Annotated in this window: 18 protein-coding genes; 7 read left to right on the plus strand and 11 right to left on the minus strand. The window is 62.1% G+C overall.

Annotated features, from left to right (window positions below; all coding sequences use genetic code 11):
• Positions 1 to 195 (plus strand): hypothetical protein (locus QWB57_RS07980; protein WP_288969064.1); only part of this gene is annotated, 195 nt, incomplete at its 5' end.
• A gap of 14 nt (positions 196 to 209) precedes the next feature.
• On the opposite strand, the gene aroB is transcribed toward QWB57_RS07980, so the two are convergent.
• Positions 210 to 1,304 carry a 3-dehydroquinate synthase gene (gene aroB / locus QWB57_RS07985; RefSeq protein WP_223627814.1) on the minus strand — a complete coding sequence of 365 codons (1,095 nt, stop codon included), beginning with the start codon at positions 1,302 to 1,304 and terminating at the stop codon, positions 210 to 212.
• Complete coding sequence (locus QWB57_RS07990) at positions 1,301 to 1,831, minus strand: shikimate kinase (protein ID WP_223627816.1); 531 nt, start codon at positions 1,829 to 1,831, stop codon at positions 1,301 to 1,303. Before QWB57_RS07990 ends, aroB begins: the two co-directional genes overlap by 4 nt.
• A 55-nt stretch (positions 1,832 to 1,886) precedes the next feature.
• Here QWB57_RS07990 and pdxH point away from each other — a divergent pair, with 55 nt between their 5' ends.
• Complete coding sequence (gene pdxH / locus QWB57_RS07995; protein ID WP_223627818.1) at positions 1,887 to 2,483, plus strand: pyridoxamine 5'-phosphate oxidase; 597 nt, start codon at positions 1,887 to 1,889, stop codon at positions 2,481 to 2,483.
• Positions 2,484 to 2,546: 63 nt separating this feature from the next.
• On the opposite strand, the gene QWB57_RS08000 is transcribed toward pdxH, so the two are convergent.
• The 3 genes from QWB57_RS08000 to QWB57_RS08010 are packed head-to-tail and all read right to left on the minus strand — an operon-like array spanning position 2,547 to position 4,523.
• Positions 2,547 to 3,032 carry a DUF4426 domain-containing protein gene (locus QWB57_RS08000; protein ID WP_223627820.1) on the minus strand — a complete coding sequence of 162 codons (486 nt, stop codon included), beginning with the start codon at positions 3,030 to 3,032 and terminating at the stop codon, positions 2,547 to 2,549.
• Between the two features lie 16 nt (positions 3,033 to 3,048).
• A complete protein-coding gene (proC, locus tag QWB57_RS08005; RefSeq protein WP_223627822.1) occupies positions 3,049 to 3,870 on the minus strand; it encodes a pyrroline-5-carboxylate reductase in 822 nt (273 codons plus the stop codon).
• Entirely contained in the window at positions 3,867 to 4,523 is a 657-nt protein-coding gene (locus tag QWB57_RS08010) for a YggS family pyridoxal phosphate-dependent enzyme (protein ID WP_223628696.1), read from the minus strand. Before QWB57_RS08010 ends, proC begins: the two co-directional genes overlap by 4 nt.
• Positions 4,524 to 4,718: 195 nt before the next feature.
• Between QWB57_RS08010 and QWB57_RS08015 the strand changes: the two genes are divergently transcribed.
• The 5 genes from QWB57_RS08015 to QWB57_RS08035 all read left to right on the plus strand — a co-directional run bounded on the left by QWB57_RS08015 (position 4,719) and on the right by QWB57_RS08035 (position 9,048).
• Entirely contained in the window at positions 4,719 to 5,756 is a 1,038-nt protein-coding gene (locus tag QWB57_RS08015; RefSeq protein ID WP_223627824.1) for a type IV pilus twitching motility protein PilT, read from the plus strand.
• A gap of 23 nt (positions 5,757 to 5,779) precedes the next feature.
• A complete protein-coding gene (locus QWB57_RS08020; RefSeq protein WP_288969065.1) occupies positions 5,780 to 6,910 on the plus strand; it encodes a PilT/PilU family type 4a pilus ATPase in 1,131 nt (376 codons plus the stop codon).
• A 40-nt stretch (positions 6,911 to 6,950) separates the two neighbouring features.
• A complete protein-coding gene (locus QWB57_RS08025; RefSeq protein ID WP_223627829.1) occupies positions 6,951 to 7,517 on the plus strand; it encodes a YqgE/AlgH family protein in 567 nt (188 codons plus the stop codon).
• Positions 7,514 to 8,002: a Holliday junction resolvase RuvX gene (ruvX, locus tag QWB57_RS08030; protein ID WP_223627830.1), complete on the plus strand. Its 489-nt coding sequence runs from the start codon at positions 7,514 to 7,516 to the stop codon at positions 8,000 to 8,002. The genes QWB57_RS08025 and ruvX overlap by 4 nt, the downstream gene beginning before the upstream one ends.
• Before the next feature lie 104 nt (positions 8,003 to 8,106).
• The gene (locus QWB57_RS08035; RefSeq protein ID WP_223627832.1) at positions 8,107 to 9,048 is read left to right on the plus strand and encodes an aspartate carbamoyltransferase catalytic subunit; all 942 of its coding nucleotides are present in this window, start codon (positions 8,107 to 8,109) and stop codon (positions 9,046 to 9,048) included.
• On the opposite strand, the gene mgtE is transcribed toward QWB57_RS08035, so the two are convergent.
• The 6 genes from mgtE to hprK form a co-directional block, all read right to left on the minus strand.
• On the minus strand, positions 9,032 to 10,393 hold the full coding sequence (mgtE, locus tag QWB57_RS08040; protein WP_223627834.1) for a magnesium transporter: 1,362 nt from the start codon (positions 10,391 to 10,393) through the stop codon (positions 9,032 to 9,034). The genes QWB57_RS08035 and mgtE overlap by 17 nt on opposite strands.
• 134 nt (positions 10,394 to 10,527) lie before the next feature.
• Complete coding sequence (gene ptsP / locus QWB57_RS08045) at positions 10,528 to 12,249, minus strand: phosphoenolpyruvate--protein phosphotransferase (RefSeq protein ID WP_288969066.1); 1,722 nt, start codon at positions 12,247 to 12,249, stop codon at positions 10,528 to 10,530.
• Positions 12,249 to 12,518 carry an HPr family phosphocarrier protein gene (locus QWB57_RS08050; protein ID WP_223627838.1) on the minus strand — a complete coding sequence of 90 codons (270 nt, stop codon included), beginning with the start codon at positions 12,516 to 12,518 and terminating at the stop codon, positions 12,249 to 12,251. Before QWB57_RS08050 ends, ptsP begins: the two co-directional genes overlap by 1 nt.
• A gap of 36 nt (positions 12,519 to 12,554) precedes the next feature.
• Entirely contained in the window at positions 12,555 to 12,947 is a 393-nt protein-coding gene (locus QWB57_RS08055) for a PTS sugar transporter subunit IIA (protein ID WP_223627840.1), read from the minus strand.
• A gap of 56 nt (positions 12,948 to 13,003) precedes the next feature.
• Positions 13,004 to 13,870: an RNase adapter RapZ gene (gene rapZ / locus QWB57_RS08060; RefSeq protein WP_223627842.1), complete on the minus strand. Its 867-nt coding sequence runs from the start codon at positions 13,868 to 13,870 to the stop codon at positions 13,004 to 13,006.
• Entirely contained in the window at positions 13,867 to 14,823 is a 957-nt protein-coding gene (hprK, locus tag QWB57_RS08065) for an HPr(Ser) kinase/phosphatase (protein ID WP_223627844.1), read from the minus strand. Before hprK ends, rapZ begins: the two co-directional genes overlap by 4 nt.
• Positions 14,824 to 14,847 lie beyond the last annotated feature (24 nt).

Below are 14,847 nucleotides of genomic sequence, written 5' to 3' on the forward strand. Positions count from 1 at the left end.
GAGAAACCCTGGGTTGATGCAGAGCTCCAGCGGATCGTGGTGGCTATCCTCACCTCTCAGGGGGGGCGCATTGCCGGAAAATTTGCTGCAGAAGCCAGTGCGCAACGGGAACGGGATCGACTGGAGCAGGAAAGCCCTGGAATCACCGAGGTGGACTGGAATCCGGATGGATCCATATCGATCGATCCGGATTGAATATCAAGTTCGGACTAGCCGCGCAACGCCTGTAGCACCGCAGCTTCATTCACATCCTTCACCACACTGGCCGTGCCCGGGCCGTTCCAGAGGATGAAGCGCAGGCCGCTGGCTTGTGCTTTCTTGTCCAGCCGCATGCGTGCAAGCAGGGCATCGGGTGCCAACCCAGTAGGCAGCTCTACCGGCAGGCCGAAGCGTTGCAGCAGGCTGCGCAGGGTGCTGGTATCGGCATCGCTGGCCATCCCCAGCAAGCCGGAAAGCTTGGCTGCCAACAGCATGCCTACCGCCACCGCTTCGCCGTGGTTGAAGCCGTGGGCATAGCCTTGCTCGGCCTCGATCGCATGGCCAAAGGTATGGCCGAAATTGAGCAGCGCACGCTCGCCGTGTTCGAACGGGTCGCGCTCGGTGATCGCTGCCTTGTGCGTGCAGCTACGTGCAATCGCGGCCGACAGGGCGGCATCGTCGGCGGCCAGCAAGGCATCGCAGTGCGCCTCCAGCCAGCGTAGGAATTCGGCATCCACAATCGCGCCGTATTTGATGACTTCGGCCAAGCCGGCGCGCAGCTCGCGGGGGGGCAGGCTGCGCAGGGTGGCGGTGTCGGCAATCACCGCGCGCGGCGGATGGAACGCACCCACCAAATTCTTGCCCTGCGGGATGTCCACCGCGGTCTTGCCACCGACCGAAGAATCCACCATGGCCAGCAAGGTGGTGGGCAGTTGTACCACGTCAATGCCGCGCATCCAGCACGCGGCGGCAAACCCGGCCATATCACCCATCACCCCGCCACCCAGCGCATAGATGCAGGCGTCGCGGGTGGCGCCCAGGGTGGCCAATGCATCGATCACGCCACCGAAATTGGCCAGCGTTTTTTCCGCTTCACCGGCATCGATGACATGACGCGCGATACGCAAGTCGGGTTGTGCGGCACGCAGCGCGGCCTCCACGCGCTTGGCATACAGCGGTGCCACATTGGCATCACTGACGATCAGCGCGTGGCGGCCACGCAGGGTGGCGGTGAGCAGCACGCCGTCATCCAGCAGGCCTGCGCCAATGTGGATGCGATACGGCGCGTTGCCACCGACAGCGACGATTTGCGGTGCAGTGCTCATGCGTGAGGATCCTTGAGGGCGTGCAGCCGCAGCACCAATGCCGCGGCCAGTTGTTCGGGCGTCTGCACGCTGGTGTCAATCACGAGATTGGCGATTTGCCGATACAGCGGTTCGCGCTGGCTTTGCAATTCGGCCAACCGCTGCGCGGGGGCGTCGCTGTCCAGCAGCGGACGATTACGGTCCCCTTCGATGCGCCGCAGTTGTTCTTGCGTCGATACATGCAAATACACCACGCAACCGACGGCCTGCATTGCGTCGCGGTTGGCTTGGCGCAGCACCGCGCCACCGCCGGTGGCAACCACCGCGGGCTGGTGGGCGAGTGCGTCGGCCAGTGCTTGCGCTTCGCGGTCGCGAAACCCGGCTTCGCCTTCGGTTGCGAAAATATCCGGAATCGACATGCCCGCCATCGCCACGATGCAGGCATCCACATCCACGAAGCCAAGCCCCAATCGCGCCGCCAATGCCGCACCCAGCGTGCTTTTGCCGCTGCCCATCGGGCCGACCAGGATGATGTGCTGTTTTTGCATCGCAACATGCTAACAGCAGGGTGCACCAAGGATGCGGACAGGCCACAATATCACCATGAGCACACTTCCTGACGATATCCTCGCGACCTTCAACACTCTGTTTGCCGAGGCCTTGGCCGCCGGCGAGCCTGACCGCACGGCGATGACCGTGGCCAGCGTAGATGCGCAGGGCCGGCCGTCGGCGCGGATTGTGTTGCTGAAAACATGGGATGCGCGTGGTTTCGTGTTCTACACCCATCTGGATGGGCGCAAGGGGCGTGAGCTGCAAGCCAATCCGCAGGCGGCGTTGTTGTTTCATTGGCCGCGGGTGCGCAATGGCGTGCAGGTGCGCATCGAGGGCGGGGTTGAAATCGTGTCTGCAGCCGAGGCGGATGCCTATTTCGCCAGCCGCCCGCGCGGTAGCCAGTTGGGCGCGTGGGCATCGCAGCAGTCGGAAACCTTGGATGCGCGTGAGACCTTCGATGCGCAGTTGGATAAATTCGACGCCGAGTTTGCTGGCCGCGACGTGCCGCGCCCGCCGCGCTGGAGTGGATTCCGGATCAGGCCACGGGTGGTGGAGTTCTGGTACGGCGCGCAATACCGCCTGCACGAGCGGCACCTGCACGAATGCGCCGCCGATGGCAGTTGGTCGCAGCGAATGTTGTATCCGTGAGCTGGCGATCAGCGGTGCAGCTCATCCGGGTCCAGTAGTTGCGCTGAGCGTTGGCGTCGAGCCTCAGCGCTGAAGATCCACCGTGGTGGTCACTTCGCTGCGCTCCGTGCCGCGTTTGGCCACCAACTGGAATTGTACGCTGGCGGGCGCATTGGCCTGCACCACGCCGATGTAGTCGGTCATGCCTGCGGTTTGAATGGCGCGCAGGGACAACGGCTTGGGCGGATCTGGCAACACGCTGGTCGTGGCACTGAGCTGCAAGTCGGCAGGGCTTAGTGAATTGCCGGCGGCATCGCGCACGGTCACCAACCACAGAACCCCTTCCTTGGTGGTGTCGATGCCGTAGTGCTTGGCGGTGGCTGCATTGATTGACGATAACGGCACGGTTTGGGTTTGCAGCACGGCATCACCAACCTTGGCCTGATGGATGGCGGCGCTAAGGTTCAGCGGTTTGGCAGGGGTGGGGGCAGCACCTTGGCTGCACGCGTCCAACGCGCCGACCAAAACGACAACAAAAGCGCTAGCCAAATAACGATAAAAGGTGGCCATGCGCATATTCAGATCCTTAATCATTGGCCGCAGATAGTTCCTGGCCGCGGCGGCGGGCGGCGTGGATGGCGGCCTTGACAAGGCCACGGAAGCCGCCGGCTTCCAACATTTCGATTGCCGCCTGGGTGGTGCCATTGGGCGAAGTCACGCGGCGGCGTAACTCGGCGGCATCCACATCGGATTCCGTCAGCATCCGCGCTGCGCCCAACACGGTTTGCAGCGCAAGGCGGCGCGCCGCATCGGCAGCGAGCCCTTCGGTGATGCCAGCATCGACCATCGCTTCAGTCAGCAAAAACACATACGCCGGGCCGCTACCCGACACCGCGGTCACCGCATCCATCTGGGCCTCGTCGGCAAGCCACACGGTCTTGCCGGCGGCCGACAGCAGGCGATCGGCGAAGTCGCGGCCGGCTGTATCCACGCGTGCGCTGGCGTACAGGCCGGTGACCCCGGCGCCGAGCAGCGCAGGGGTGTTGGGCATTGTGCGCACCACTTTGATGCCTCCACCCAGCCAACGCTCAATTTGCGCGGCCGTGATCCCGGCGGCGATTGAAACCACCAGCGGCGCACTGGTTTGTGCGTGGCTTGCCAGTGCCCCGCACACTTGGCGCAGTACCTGCGGTTTGGTGGCTAGCACCCAGGTATCGGCACCCGCGACCGCCTGTGCGCCATCGTCGAACACCGCCACGCCAAAGTCGGCGCGCAGTGCATCGCGTAGCGCAGGCACGGGTTCAGCAACGTGGATCGATGCGGGTGCGTGGCCCTGTGCCAGCAGGCCGCCAATCAGGCTGCGCGCCATATTGCCGCCGCCGATAAAAGCGATTGGGTGGTCATTCATGCTGCGGGCTCCGTCTTGGGTTGGCGTGCGCCAAATAGCGCGCTGCCGATGCGCACCATGGTCGCACCTTCTTCAATGGCGGCCACAAAATCCTCGCTCATTCCCATCGACAGGGTATCGATGCCGGGGTGTCGCATGTGTACGGCGGTGAACAATGCAGTCATCGCCCGAAACGCTGATCGACGGCGCTGCATATCAGGCGCAGGGGCGGGAATGGCCATCAAGCCACGCAGGTGCAGGCGCGGCTCATGGGTGATGGCAACCGCGAGCGCGGCGACTTCATCGGGATGGCAGCCGCTCTTGCTGGCTTCATCATCGATATTGACCTGGATCAGCACATTCAGTGGTGACAACGAATCTGGGCGATGCTTTGCCAGTGCAGTGACCAGCTTGAGTCGATCCAGTGTTTGCACCCAGTCGAACGCAACAGCTGCCTGCTCCGCTTTGTTGGATTGCAGGTGGCCGATGAGATGCCATTCCAGCCCGAGTCCGCGCAGTGCCTCGATTTTAGGCAGGGCTTCCTGTACGTAATTTTCGCCAAACGCCTGCTGGCCACAAGCCGCCATGGCGGCAATCGCTGCAGCTGATCGGGTTTTGGAGACCGCCAGCAGGCGAGCGTTTGGCCTGCCGCAGCGTTGACTTGCGTTGTCGATCAAGGACACGGCCGAATGCAGGGCTGTGCATGCGTTGGTTTCGGAATTTGGCACGGTGGTAGTTGTACGCGGGCAGGGGTGACGCTCATACTGCCTGCGGGGCGCGGGCGGTGCCAGCGGTTTAGCGAAGGCACGAGTCGTTACACAAGGGACTGCACGCCGGCTGACAATTCACATTCGGGTTGGGGAGTACGCATGGATATCGCTGAACTTCTGGCATTTTCGGTCAAGAACAAAGCATCGGACTTGCATCTGTCGGCAGGTTTGCCGCCGATGATTCGTGTGGATGGCGACGTGCGCCGCATCAATATCCCCGCTCTGGATCACAAGCAGGTGCATGCGCTGGTGTACGACATCATGTCGGACAAGCAGCGGCGCGACTTCGAAGAATTCTTGGAAGTGGACTTCAGCTTTGAAATCCCAAGTCTGGCGCGCTTTCGTGTCAATGCATTCAATCAGAACCGTGGCGCCGGTGCGGTGTTCCGTACCATTCCGTCGGAAGTGCTGACGCTGGAAGACTTGGGTTGCCCGCGCATCTTCAAGGAACTCATCGAGCAGCCGGTGGGGCTGATTCTGGTGACCGGGCCGACAGGGTCCGGCAAATCCACCACGCTGGCAGCGATGGTGGATCACATCAACAAAACCGAATACGGCCACATCCTGTCGGTGGAAGATCCCATCGAATTCGTCCACACCTCGCAGAAGTGCTTGATCAACCAGCGCGAAGTGCACCGCGACACCCACGGCTTCAATGAAGCCTTGCGCTCGGCCCTGCGCGAAGACCCCGACTATATTCTGGTCGGCGAATTGCGTGACTTGGAAACCATCCGCTTGGCACTGACCGCCGCCGAAACCGGGCATTTGGTATTCGCCACCTTGCATACCAGTTCGGCGGCCAAGACCATCGATCGCATCATCGACGTGTTCCCCGCCGGCGAAAAGCCGATGGTGCGTTCGATGCTGTCCGAATCATTGCGTGCGGTGATTTCGCAGGCGCTGCTGAAGAAAGTCGGCGGCGGCCGTACTGCCGCGCACGAAATCATGGTGGGCACCCCCGCCATCCGCAACCTGATCCGTGAGGACAAGGTGGCGCAGATGTATTCGTCGATTCAGACTGGCCAAAACGTGGGCATGCAGACGCTGGATCAAAACCTGCAAGAGCTGGTCAAGCGCGGCATGGTCAGCCGCCAGCAGGCACGTGAATACGCCAAAGACAAGCGCTTGTTCGAGTAAGCACCGGGCCGCAGGAGAGCGCCATGAGCAGCATTGATTTCACCTCGTTCCTTAAACTGATGGCGCACCAAAAGGCGTCGGATCTGTTCATTACGGCCGGTATGCCGGCGTCGATGAAGGTCAACGGCCGCATCAGCCCGATCACCCAGAGCCCGCTCACGCCGCAGCAGTCGCGTGATCTGGTATTGAACGTGATGACGCCGCTGCAGCGTGAGGAATTTGAAAAAACCCACGAGTGCAATTTCGCGATCGGCGTGGCCGGGGTCGGGCGCTTCCGTGTCAGTTGTTTCTATCAGCGCAACCAGGTGGGCATGGTGCTGCGTCGTATCGAAACCCGCATCCCCACCGTGGAAGAACTCAGTCTGCCCCCCATCATCAAGACCTTGGCAATGACCAAGCGCGGCTTGATTATCTTCGTGGGCGCCACGGGTACCGGTAAATCCACCTCGCTGGCGGCGATGATTGGCTATCGCAACGCCAACTCCACCGGGCATATCATCACGATTGAAGACCCGATTGAGTTCGTGCACAAACACGATGGCTGCATCATTACCCAGCGCGAAGTCGGCATTGATACCGACAGCTGGGACAACGCGCTGAAGAACACGCTGCGGCAAGCGCCTGACGTGATCATGATCGGCGAGGTGCGCTCCCGCGAAGGCATGGATCACGCCATTGCGTTTGCCGAAACCGGCCACTTGGTGTTGTGCACGCTGCACGCCAACAATGCCAACCAGGCCATGGATCGCATCATCAATTTCTTCCCCGAGGAGCGCCGCAGCCAGTTGCTGATGGACTTGTCGCTAAACCTCAAGGGTGTGGTCGCGCAGCAATTGATCCCCACCCCGGATGGCAAAGCGCGGCGGGTGGCGATGGAGATCCTGCTGGGCACCCCGCTGGTGCAGGACTACATCCGCGACGGCGAGATCCATAAGCTGAAGGAAGTGATGAGGGAATCCGTGCAAATGGGCATGAAGACCTTCGATCAAAGCCTGTTTGAGCTGTATCAAGCGGGTGAAATCAGCTACGAGGACGCGCTGCGCTTTGCTGACTCCAGCAACGAAGTGCGCCTGCGGATCAAGCTGGCACAAGGTGGCGATGCGCGCACCTTGGCGCAGGGCCTGGATGGGGTGGAGGTGGCCGAAGCGCGCTGAGCCCTTCGGCCGTCGCCCACGGCGCGCTAAAATATGCGCTATGGACGAGTCACGGCAAAACTTTGGCAATCACCTGTTGATCGCGCTACCCGCGTTGCGAGACTCGCAGTTCGAGCGCAGCGTCACCTTGATCTGCCAGCACGATGCTGACGGCGCGATGGGGGTGATCGTCAATCGGCCCTCCGATTACACCGTTGGCGAAGTGCTGCAACAGATGGGTGTGGCCAGCGACAACGACGCATTGAAGGCGCAGGTGGTGCTGGCGGGTGGGCCAGTACATCCCGAGCGCGGTTTTGTGCTGCATGAAGGCGATCGCACTTGGGATTCCAGTTTGGAAGTGGGTAATGGTTTGTATCTGACCACCTCGCGCGATGTGCTGGAAGCGATGGCGCGCGGCGAAGGTCCCGCCCAAGCACTGGTGGCATTGGGATGCGCCGGCTGGGGCGCAGGTCAATTGGAACAAGAGCTGGTGGATGACAGTTGGCTGTTGGTACCCAACCGCCGTGACGTGCTGTTTCAGCTGCCGATGGCATTGCGTTGGCAATCCGCTGCCGGCAGCATTGGCGTGGACTTGCTCAACCACGCCAGCCACAGCGGCCACGCATGAGCGAGCCGAGCGCGGCCAGTTTCACCTTGCGTGCCGATGGCACGGTATTGGGGTTCGATGTCGGCGCACGTCGAATCGGGGTAGCTGTTGGCAATGCGTTAACCGGCAATGCCACTGCGATTGCGGTCATCGATGTGCATGCAGGCGGCCCGGACTGGGTGCTTTTCGACAAACTCCTGCGTGAATGGCGACCCGACGGCTTGATCGTGGGTGACCCGATGACCTTGGATGGCGGTGATCAACCGATCCGCAAAGTTGCCAAGGCATTTGCCCAGCAAATCCACGCCCGCAGCGGCCTGCCCGTGGCGATGATCGACGAACGCAACAGCTCACAAGAAGCCGCTCGCCGTTTTGCCGCCGCCCGCGCCGCCGGTACCCGCAAACGTCGCGATGCGGATGTGCTGGATGCCGTAGCGGCTGCAGTGATTGTCGAGCGCTGGTTGTCTGCAGGTACCCAAGACCGACTGTCGCCTCCACGCGATTGAACTGCGGCAGGAGGTCGTGCACTGGGAGGGCGAGGCCGCAGGCAAGATCATTTTGTGGGTGCCTGGAATAAAATACGAATTCGCCCCCTTTTCTGACGCTGCCCATGAGTCTGCATCTCGACGCCAACGGTCAATTTCGCCACTTGCTCGATCTGGAACATCTGCCGGTGGATGGGTTGGATCGCTTGTTGCGCCGCGCCCAGGCCTTTGCCGACGGTGCGCAGGCCGCACAGGCACTGGCTGGGGTGGCGGTGTGCACACTGTTCTTCGAGCCGTCCACCCGCACCCGCTTGAGCTTTCAATTGGCGGCGCAGCGGTTGGGGGCGCAGATCCTCAATTTCGATGCCTCGACCTCCTCGGCGACCAAGGGCGAGACCGATATGGACACCTTACGCACCATCCAGGCGATGGGTGTGCGCGGGTTTGTGGTACGGCATAAACAGGATGGTGCGGTGGCGGCGCTGGCGGCGGTAGCCAATCCTGGCGTGGCGGTGGTCAATGCCGGCGATGGCCGCAGCCATCATCCCACCCAAGGCCTGCTGGACATGTTGACGCTGCGGCAAGCGCACGGTGACGATTTTTCCACGCTCAAAGTGGTGATGGTGGGCGATGTGAAGCATTCGCGGGTGGCGCGGAGTGACCTGCATGCGTTGCGTGCGCTGGGTTGTGGCGAAATCCGGGTGTGCGGGCCGGCGGCGTTGTTGCCGGATGACGACACCTTGCATGGCTGCGTCGTCACCGATGATTTTGATGCCGCGCTGGACGGTGTGGACGCCATGATGATGCTGCGCTTGCAACGCGAACGCATGACCGAAGGGCTGGTGGATTCGATCGAGGATTACCACCGCGACTATGGGCTGACCAGTCTGCGCGTGCGGCGTGCGGCGGTGAACGCCATCGTGATGCATCCGGGGCCGATGAATCGCGGGGTGGAAATCAGTGACGAGGTAGCCGACGGTGCGCAGTCGCGCATTTTGCAGCAAGTGGCCAATGGCGTGGCGGTGCGCATGGCGGTGCTGGAGTCGCTGCTCAGCGCACCAGAATAAGCGTCGCCAGGCCGAGGAAGGACAAGAATCCCATCACATCGGTGACGGTGGTCAGGATCACCCCGCCGGCCAGGGCCGGATCGAAGCCGAAGCGTTTGACCGTCACGGGCACAAACACACCGGCCAGCGCAGCGGAGGTGAAATTGACGGTCAGTGCCAAGGCAATGACCAGCGACAGTTTGGCATCGTGGAACCACGCCAGCACGATCAGCGCCAGCAACAGGCCAATGCCGATGCCGTTGATGATGGCGATGCGCACTTCCTTCCACACCAGCACGCCGATATTGGTGCCACCAATCTGGCCCAACGCCAGCCCGCGTACCATGAGTGCGAGGACTTGCGTGCCGGCATTGCCGCCCATGCCGGCCACAATCGGCATCAGCACCGCCAGCGCAACCAGATGCGCGATCGTGTCCTGGAATTGGTTGACCACCGATGAGGCAAGGAAGGCGGTGGCTAGGTTGATCGTGAGCCACAACATGCGGCGGCGAAATGCGCGCCGTACCGGTGAGAACAGGTCCTCGTCCTCGTCCAGGCCGGCGGCCGACATCACCTGGTGCTCGGCCTGCTCGCGGATGATGTCGACCACGTCATCGATGGTGATGCGGCCCAGCAGGATGTTGCTGTCATCCACCACTGGCGCACTGATCCAGTCGTGGTCGGAAAATTGCCGGGCGACTTCCGCCGAGGTTTCGTTGACGTCAATCGCAGGTTGTTCGTCATCCAGCAGTTGGTTGATCGGGGTGCCGGCCTCGTGGGTCAGCAAGGCTTGCAGTGCGATCCGCCCCAGATACTGGTGACGCTTGCTGACCACATACAGATGGTCGGTGTGGTCGGGCAGTTCACCGCGCAGGCGCAGGTAGCGCAGCACGACGTCGATGGTGGTGTCGGCGCGGACGGTGACTATATCCGGGTTCATCAAGCGGCCGGCACTGTCTTCGGCGTAGGACAGCACCTGTTCGAGGCGCTCGCGGTTTTCGCGGTCCATCGACTTCAACACTTCGTCGATCACCGTGTCTGGCAGGTCTTCCACCAGATCGGCCAAGTCGTCGATGTCGAGGTCGGAGGCCGCGGCCACCAGCTCGTCCTGATCCATGTCGGCAATCAGGCTTTCGCGCACTTCCTCGCCAACATGCACCAGCACTTCGCCGTCATCCTCGGCGTCCACCAGCCCCCACACCACGCTGCGCTTGCCCGGCGGCAGCGATTCCAGCAGGTTGCCGATCTCGGCCGGCGACAGCGTGTTGACCATGCGCCGCACCGGCCCCAGCCGGCCACTGTCCAGCGCATCGGACAACAGGCGCAGCTGGCGCGCAGTCTTGTCGTGGCGAATGGGCTCGGCCATGCGTGGTTCCGGCGGATAAGAGGGACGCCGCGGTGCAGGGCACGCAGGCGAGGGGTCAGGCGTTCATGATGCGCACATTATCGCTTGTGCAGATGACAACTGTCCAAGCATGATGTCGCGCACAGGGCGGGCTCCTACGGTTGGGAATGGGTGTTCAGCCAGCGCAAAATCGAAGCACGGTTGCGCGCACGCAGCAAGCTGGGGGCAGCGGCCCGCAACTGTGCATGCATGCTGTTGCGAATGGTCTGGCGAACTTCCAACAAGGTTGCTGGATGCAAGCTGAGTTCGGTCAGGCCCAGCGCCAGCAGCAGTGGCACGAAAGTGGGATCGGCCGCAATTTCCCCACACACCGTGACTGGAATCCGCCGCCGCAGGCCGGTGCGGATCACATCGTGCAATACCCGCAACACCGCAGGATGCAGTGGTGAGTACAACTCGCCCAAGGATTCATTGGTGCGGTCGGCTGCCAGCAGGTATTGCACCAGGTCATTGGTGCCTACCGAGATGAAATCACAGCCGCCAATAAAACTTCGCAGCGCCAGTGCCGCCGAAGGCACTTCGATCATCGCCCCCAGCGGAATGTGCGCGGCTACTTCAAGCCCTTCGGCGCGCAACTCTGCCAGTGCCGCATGCAGCGCGCTACGCACCGCTTGCAGTTCTTCCGCAGCAGTCACCATCGGCACCAGAATGCGGATTGGTCCATAGCCAGACGCCCGACCGATGGCTCGCAGTTGTGCGCGCAGCAATTCCGGGCGCGCCAACGACAGACGAACCCCGCGCAAACCCAATGCCGGATTGGGTTCATCGCGTAGTGCCAGCCCGGTTTTGTCGGCCTTGTCTGCGCCCAGATCCAGCGTGCGAATGGTTACGGTGCGCCCGGTCATCGCCAATACCGCGTCACGGTAAGCACGGAACTGGGCATCCTCATCCGGCAATGCATTGCTGCCCAGGAATAAAAATTCAGTGCGATACAGGCCGACACCCGCTGCGCCTAGGGCGTGCGCTTCGCTGACATCGTCACGGGATTCGGCATTGGCCCACAGCTTGATATCGATGCCGTCGCGGGTGCGCGACGGTTCACGCCGTAGCCGATTGAGCTGGCGGCGTTCGCGCCGCGCTTCGGCCACGCGGGCATGGTGCGCGCGCAGGTCACCGGCATTGGGCTCCAGCACTACCAACCCGGTGCTGCCATCGATGATCAACACATCACCATCATTGGCTTTTTGCAGCAGATGTGGACTACCCACCACCAATGGCAGATGCAGACTGCGGGCCAGGATGGCGCTGTGCGAGAGGGGGCTGCCGCCGGCGGTGACCACGCCGACCACGCCCTGCGATTGCAGCAGTGCCAACTCGGCGGGGGCCACGCTGTCGGTCACCAGAATTTCGCCCGACACGCCTTGCAGCACTGCATGCTGGCTGTGCAGTGCCGCATGCAAGCGGCCGATGACTTGATCGATGTCGTCGATGCGGCTGCGCAGGTACGCATCGTCCATGCTTTCGAATACCGCAGCCAAGCGGTTGCGTTGCAGGCGCAGGGCGTAGTCGGCCGAATAATGGCCGGTGCGAATCAAATCATCAATGCCCGAGAGCAGCTCGGGGTCATCCAGCAACAGCGCATGCAGGTCGATGAATTCACCAACCTCGTGCGCCAATGCGCCGTGCAGGCGGTCGCGCAGATCGCGCATTTCCGCACGCACCGTGGTCACTGCAGCGTGAAAGCGTTGCAGCTCAGCCGCAACTGCCTCGGTCGCGATTTTGGTTTCTTCGACATCCAACGCATGCGGTAAACGCACGCGTGCTTGCCCGAGTGCGCAACCGCGCGCGGCAGCGGTTCCGGGCAGCAGTTGGCGCATCAGCTGTCCTCGTCGAAGCGGCACTCGAACAGGGCAGCCACCGCCTCGGCGGCGGCCTCGGCATCCTCCCCATCCACTTGCAGGATCACCTGCGAGCCAGGGCCGGCGGCCAGCAACATGACCCCCATGATGCTTTTGGCGTTGACCTCGCGGCCGCGTGCTTCCAGCGTGGCTTGGCAGCGGAAGGTGGACAGCAACTGCACCAGTTTGGCGGTGGCACGCGCGTGCAAGCCCAAGCGGTTGCTGATGGTCAGCTCGCGACGAATCATGCACGGCCTCCGCGGCGGGATAGTGCTGGGGTGTGCTCAAGCATCATCGGTAATCGCTCCATTGCGTGCACCTGCGGCGGCCACCGCAGGCAGATCATCCAGATCCAAATCGGCGTAATTCATCACGCGCAGCAACATGGGCAAGCTCAGAGCAGATACCCGCCGCACCGGTGTCCCCAGGCGTGCCAAGCGCGCTGCGATATTGCTGGGAGTGGCGCCGTACAAATCGGTCAATACCAGCACGCCACTGCCGCTATCGACGCGGCGCATCGCTGCGCTGGCTTGTGGCAACAAGCTGTCCGGATCACCATCGAAGGGGACATCGAAGGCTTCGCAAGCCAGGGGCAAGTTGCGCATCAGACGCAAGGCAACCGCCAGCAAGGTGCTGCCAATGCCTTCATGGGTGATGAGGAGAATGCCGACGGCCATGCTGCAAACTTAACAGACGCAGAGGATGCTGCGAAAGCACATTGCGCAATTGTGGGTTAATCCAGTTCCCGATGGTGCACCGCCACTTCCGGCCAATCAGCGCTGCGGAAGTGCTGCGCCAGGCGTTCGGCCAGATACACTGAGCGATGCCGCCCGCCGCTGCAACCAAATGCCACGGTGACATAACTGCGGGTTTCCGAGCGCAACTTGGGCAGCCAACGATCCAGGAACGTCTGTACTTGCTCGACATAGACGCTGACATCGGCCTGCGCGTCTAGGTAGTGGCGTACTAACTCGTCGCGCCCGGACAGCGGGCGCAGTCGGGCATCCCAATGTGGATTGGGCAGCACGCGGGCATCAAATACGAAATCGGCATCGATCGGTACCCCGTGGCGATATGCGAACGATTCAAACATCAGTGCAACGCCGGCACCTTCCAGCCCAAACTCGGCCAGGATCCGGCGGCGCATCTGATGTACGTTCATCTCGCTGGTATCCAGCAAAATGTCGGCAATCTTGCGCAACGGGCGCAGTGCTTGCCGATCCAAGGCAATCGCATCGGCCAAGCCCAGACCAAGGTGGCTCAATGGATGCCGACGCCGGGTATCGGCATAGCGACGCAGCACGACCTCGTCGCGGGCTTCCAAAAACAAGAGTCGCGGATTGGCACCCAATGCGCCGATCTGCGACAGGGCTTGCGGCACCTCCGATAAATCCCCCAGGTTGCGGGCGTCAATCACCACCGCGATTCTGGACGGCGCCGAATCATTGGCCAACATGCGGCGAACGAAGTCCGGCAGCAATTCTGCCGGCAGATTATCCACGCAGTAATAGCCCAGATCTTCCAGTGTATGCAGGGCGCCGGATTTGCCCGAGCCGGACATGCCACTGACGATCAGCAGGCTGGGCAAGGTGACGCTCATGACGCGGCGCGTTCCAGAAAATGACTGTGACGGGCCATGAATGCGGCGGCCGGGTCGATGCCTTTACTGCGCAGGATATGCATGCGGGTGGCAGCCTCGGTCAACACCGCCAGGTTGCGGCCGGCCATCACCGGGATGGTGATCATGGGCACGTCCAAATCCAGTACGCGGCGGCTGCCAAGATCGCCGGTGAGTCGCTCCATACCGCTGCTGCCTGGGGTAGGGGATGGCTTGCTCAGATGCACGATCATGCGCAGGTATTTATTGCGCTTGACCGCCGTATCACCAAACATTTGCCGGATATTGAGCACCCCAAGGCCGCGCAATTCCAGCATATCCTGCAGTAATTCAGGGCAGGTGCCATCCAGCACATCGGGTGCGATTTGGGTGAACTCGGGGGCATCGTCGGCCACCAAACGATGGCCACGGGTGACCAACTCCAGCGCCAACTCGCTTTTGCCTGAACCCGACTCCCCGGTGATCAATACGCCGATGGAATAGATCTCCATGAACACCCCGTGCAAGGTGACGCGCGGGGCCAAGGTGCGTGCCAATACATATTGCAGGTGGTTGAGCAGTTCATGCCCGCGCCGGGGCGATAGCCACAGAGGCGTGTCGGATTCTTCGGCGGCACTGCGCAGGTCTTCCGGGCAGCTTTGGTTTTTGCTGATGACGAGCGCCAGCGGGCGAAAGTCGATGATCTTGTGAATGGTCTCCCAACGCTGACGCGCATCCAACCCGTCCAGCCATTCCAATTCTTCGGTGCCAAGAATCTGCACCTTGTTCGGATAAATGGCATTCAAGTAACCCGCCAGCGAGGGCCGACGGGCGACGGTGTTGACGGCTTCCAGTATCCGTTGGTCGCCGCGTTCCTGTCCGGCCAGCCAGCGCAGCGCCAAGCGCTCCTGCTGGCTGGCGAACAGTTCACTGGCGGTAATCCGCGTGGTGCTCACGCAGCCACCCGGTGCTTACGGAGC

It is taken from the genome of uncultured Thermomonas sp., assembly GCF_937872235.1.
GTDB classification, from domain to species: domain Bacteria; phylum Pseudomonadota; class Gammaproteobacteria; order Xanthomonadales; family Xanthomonadaceae; genus Thermomonas; species Thermomonas beijingensis.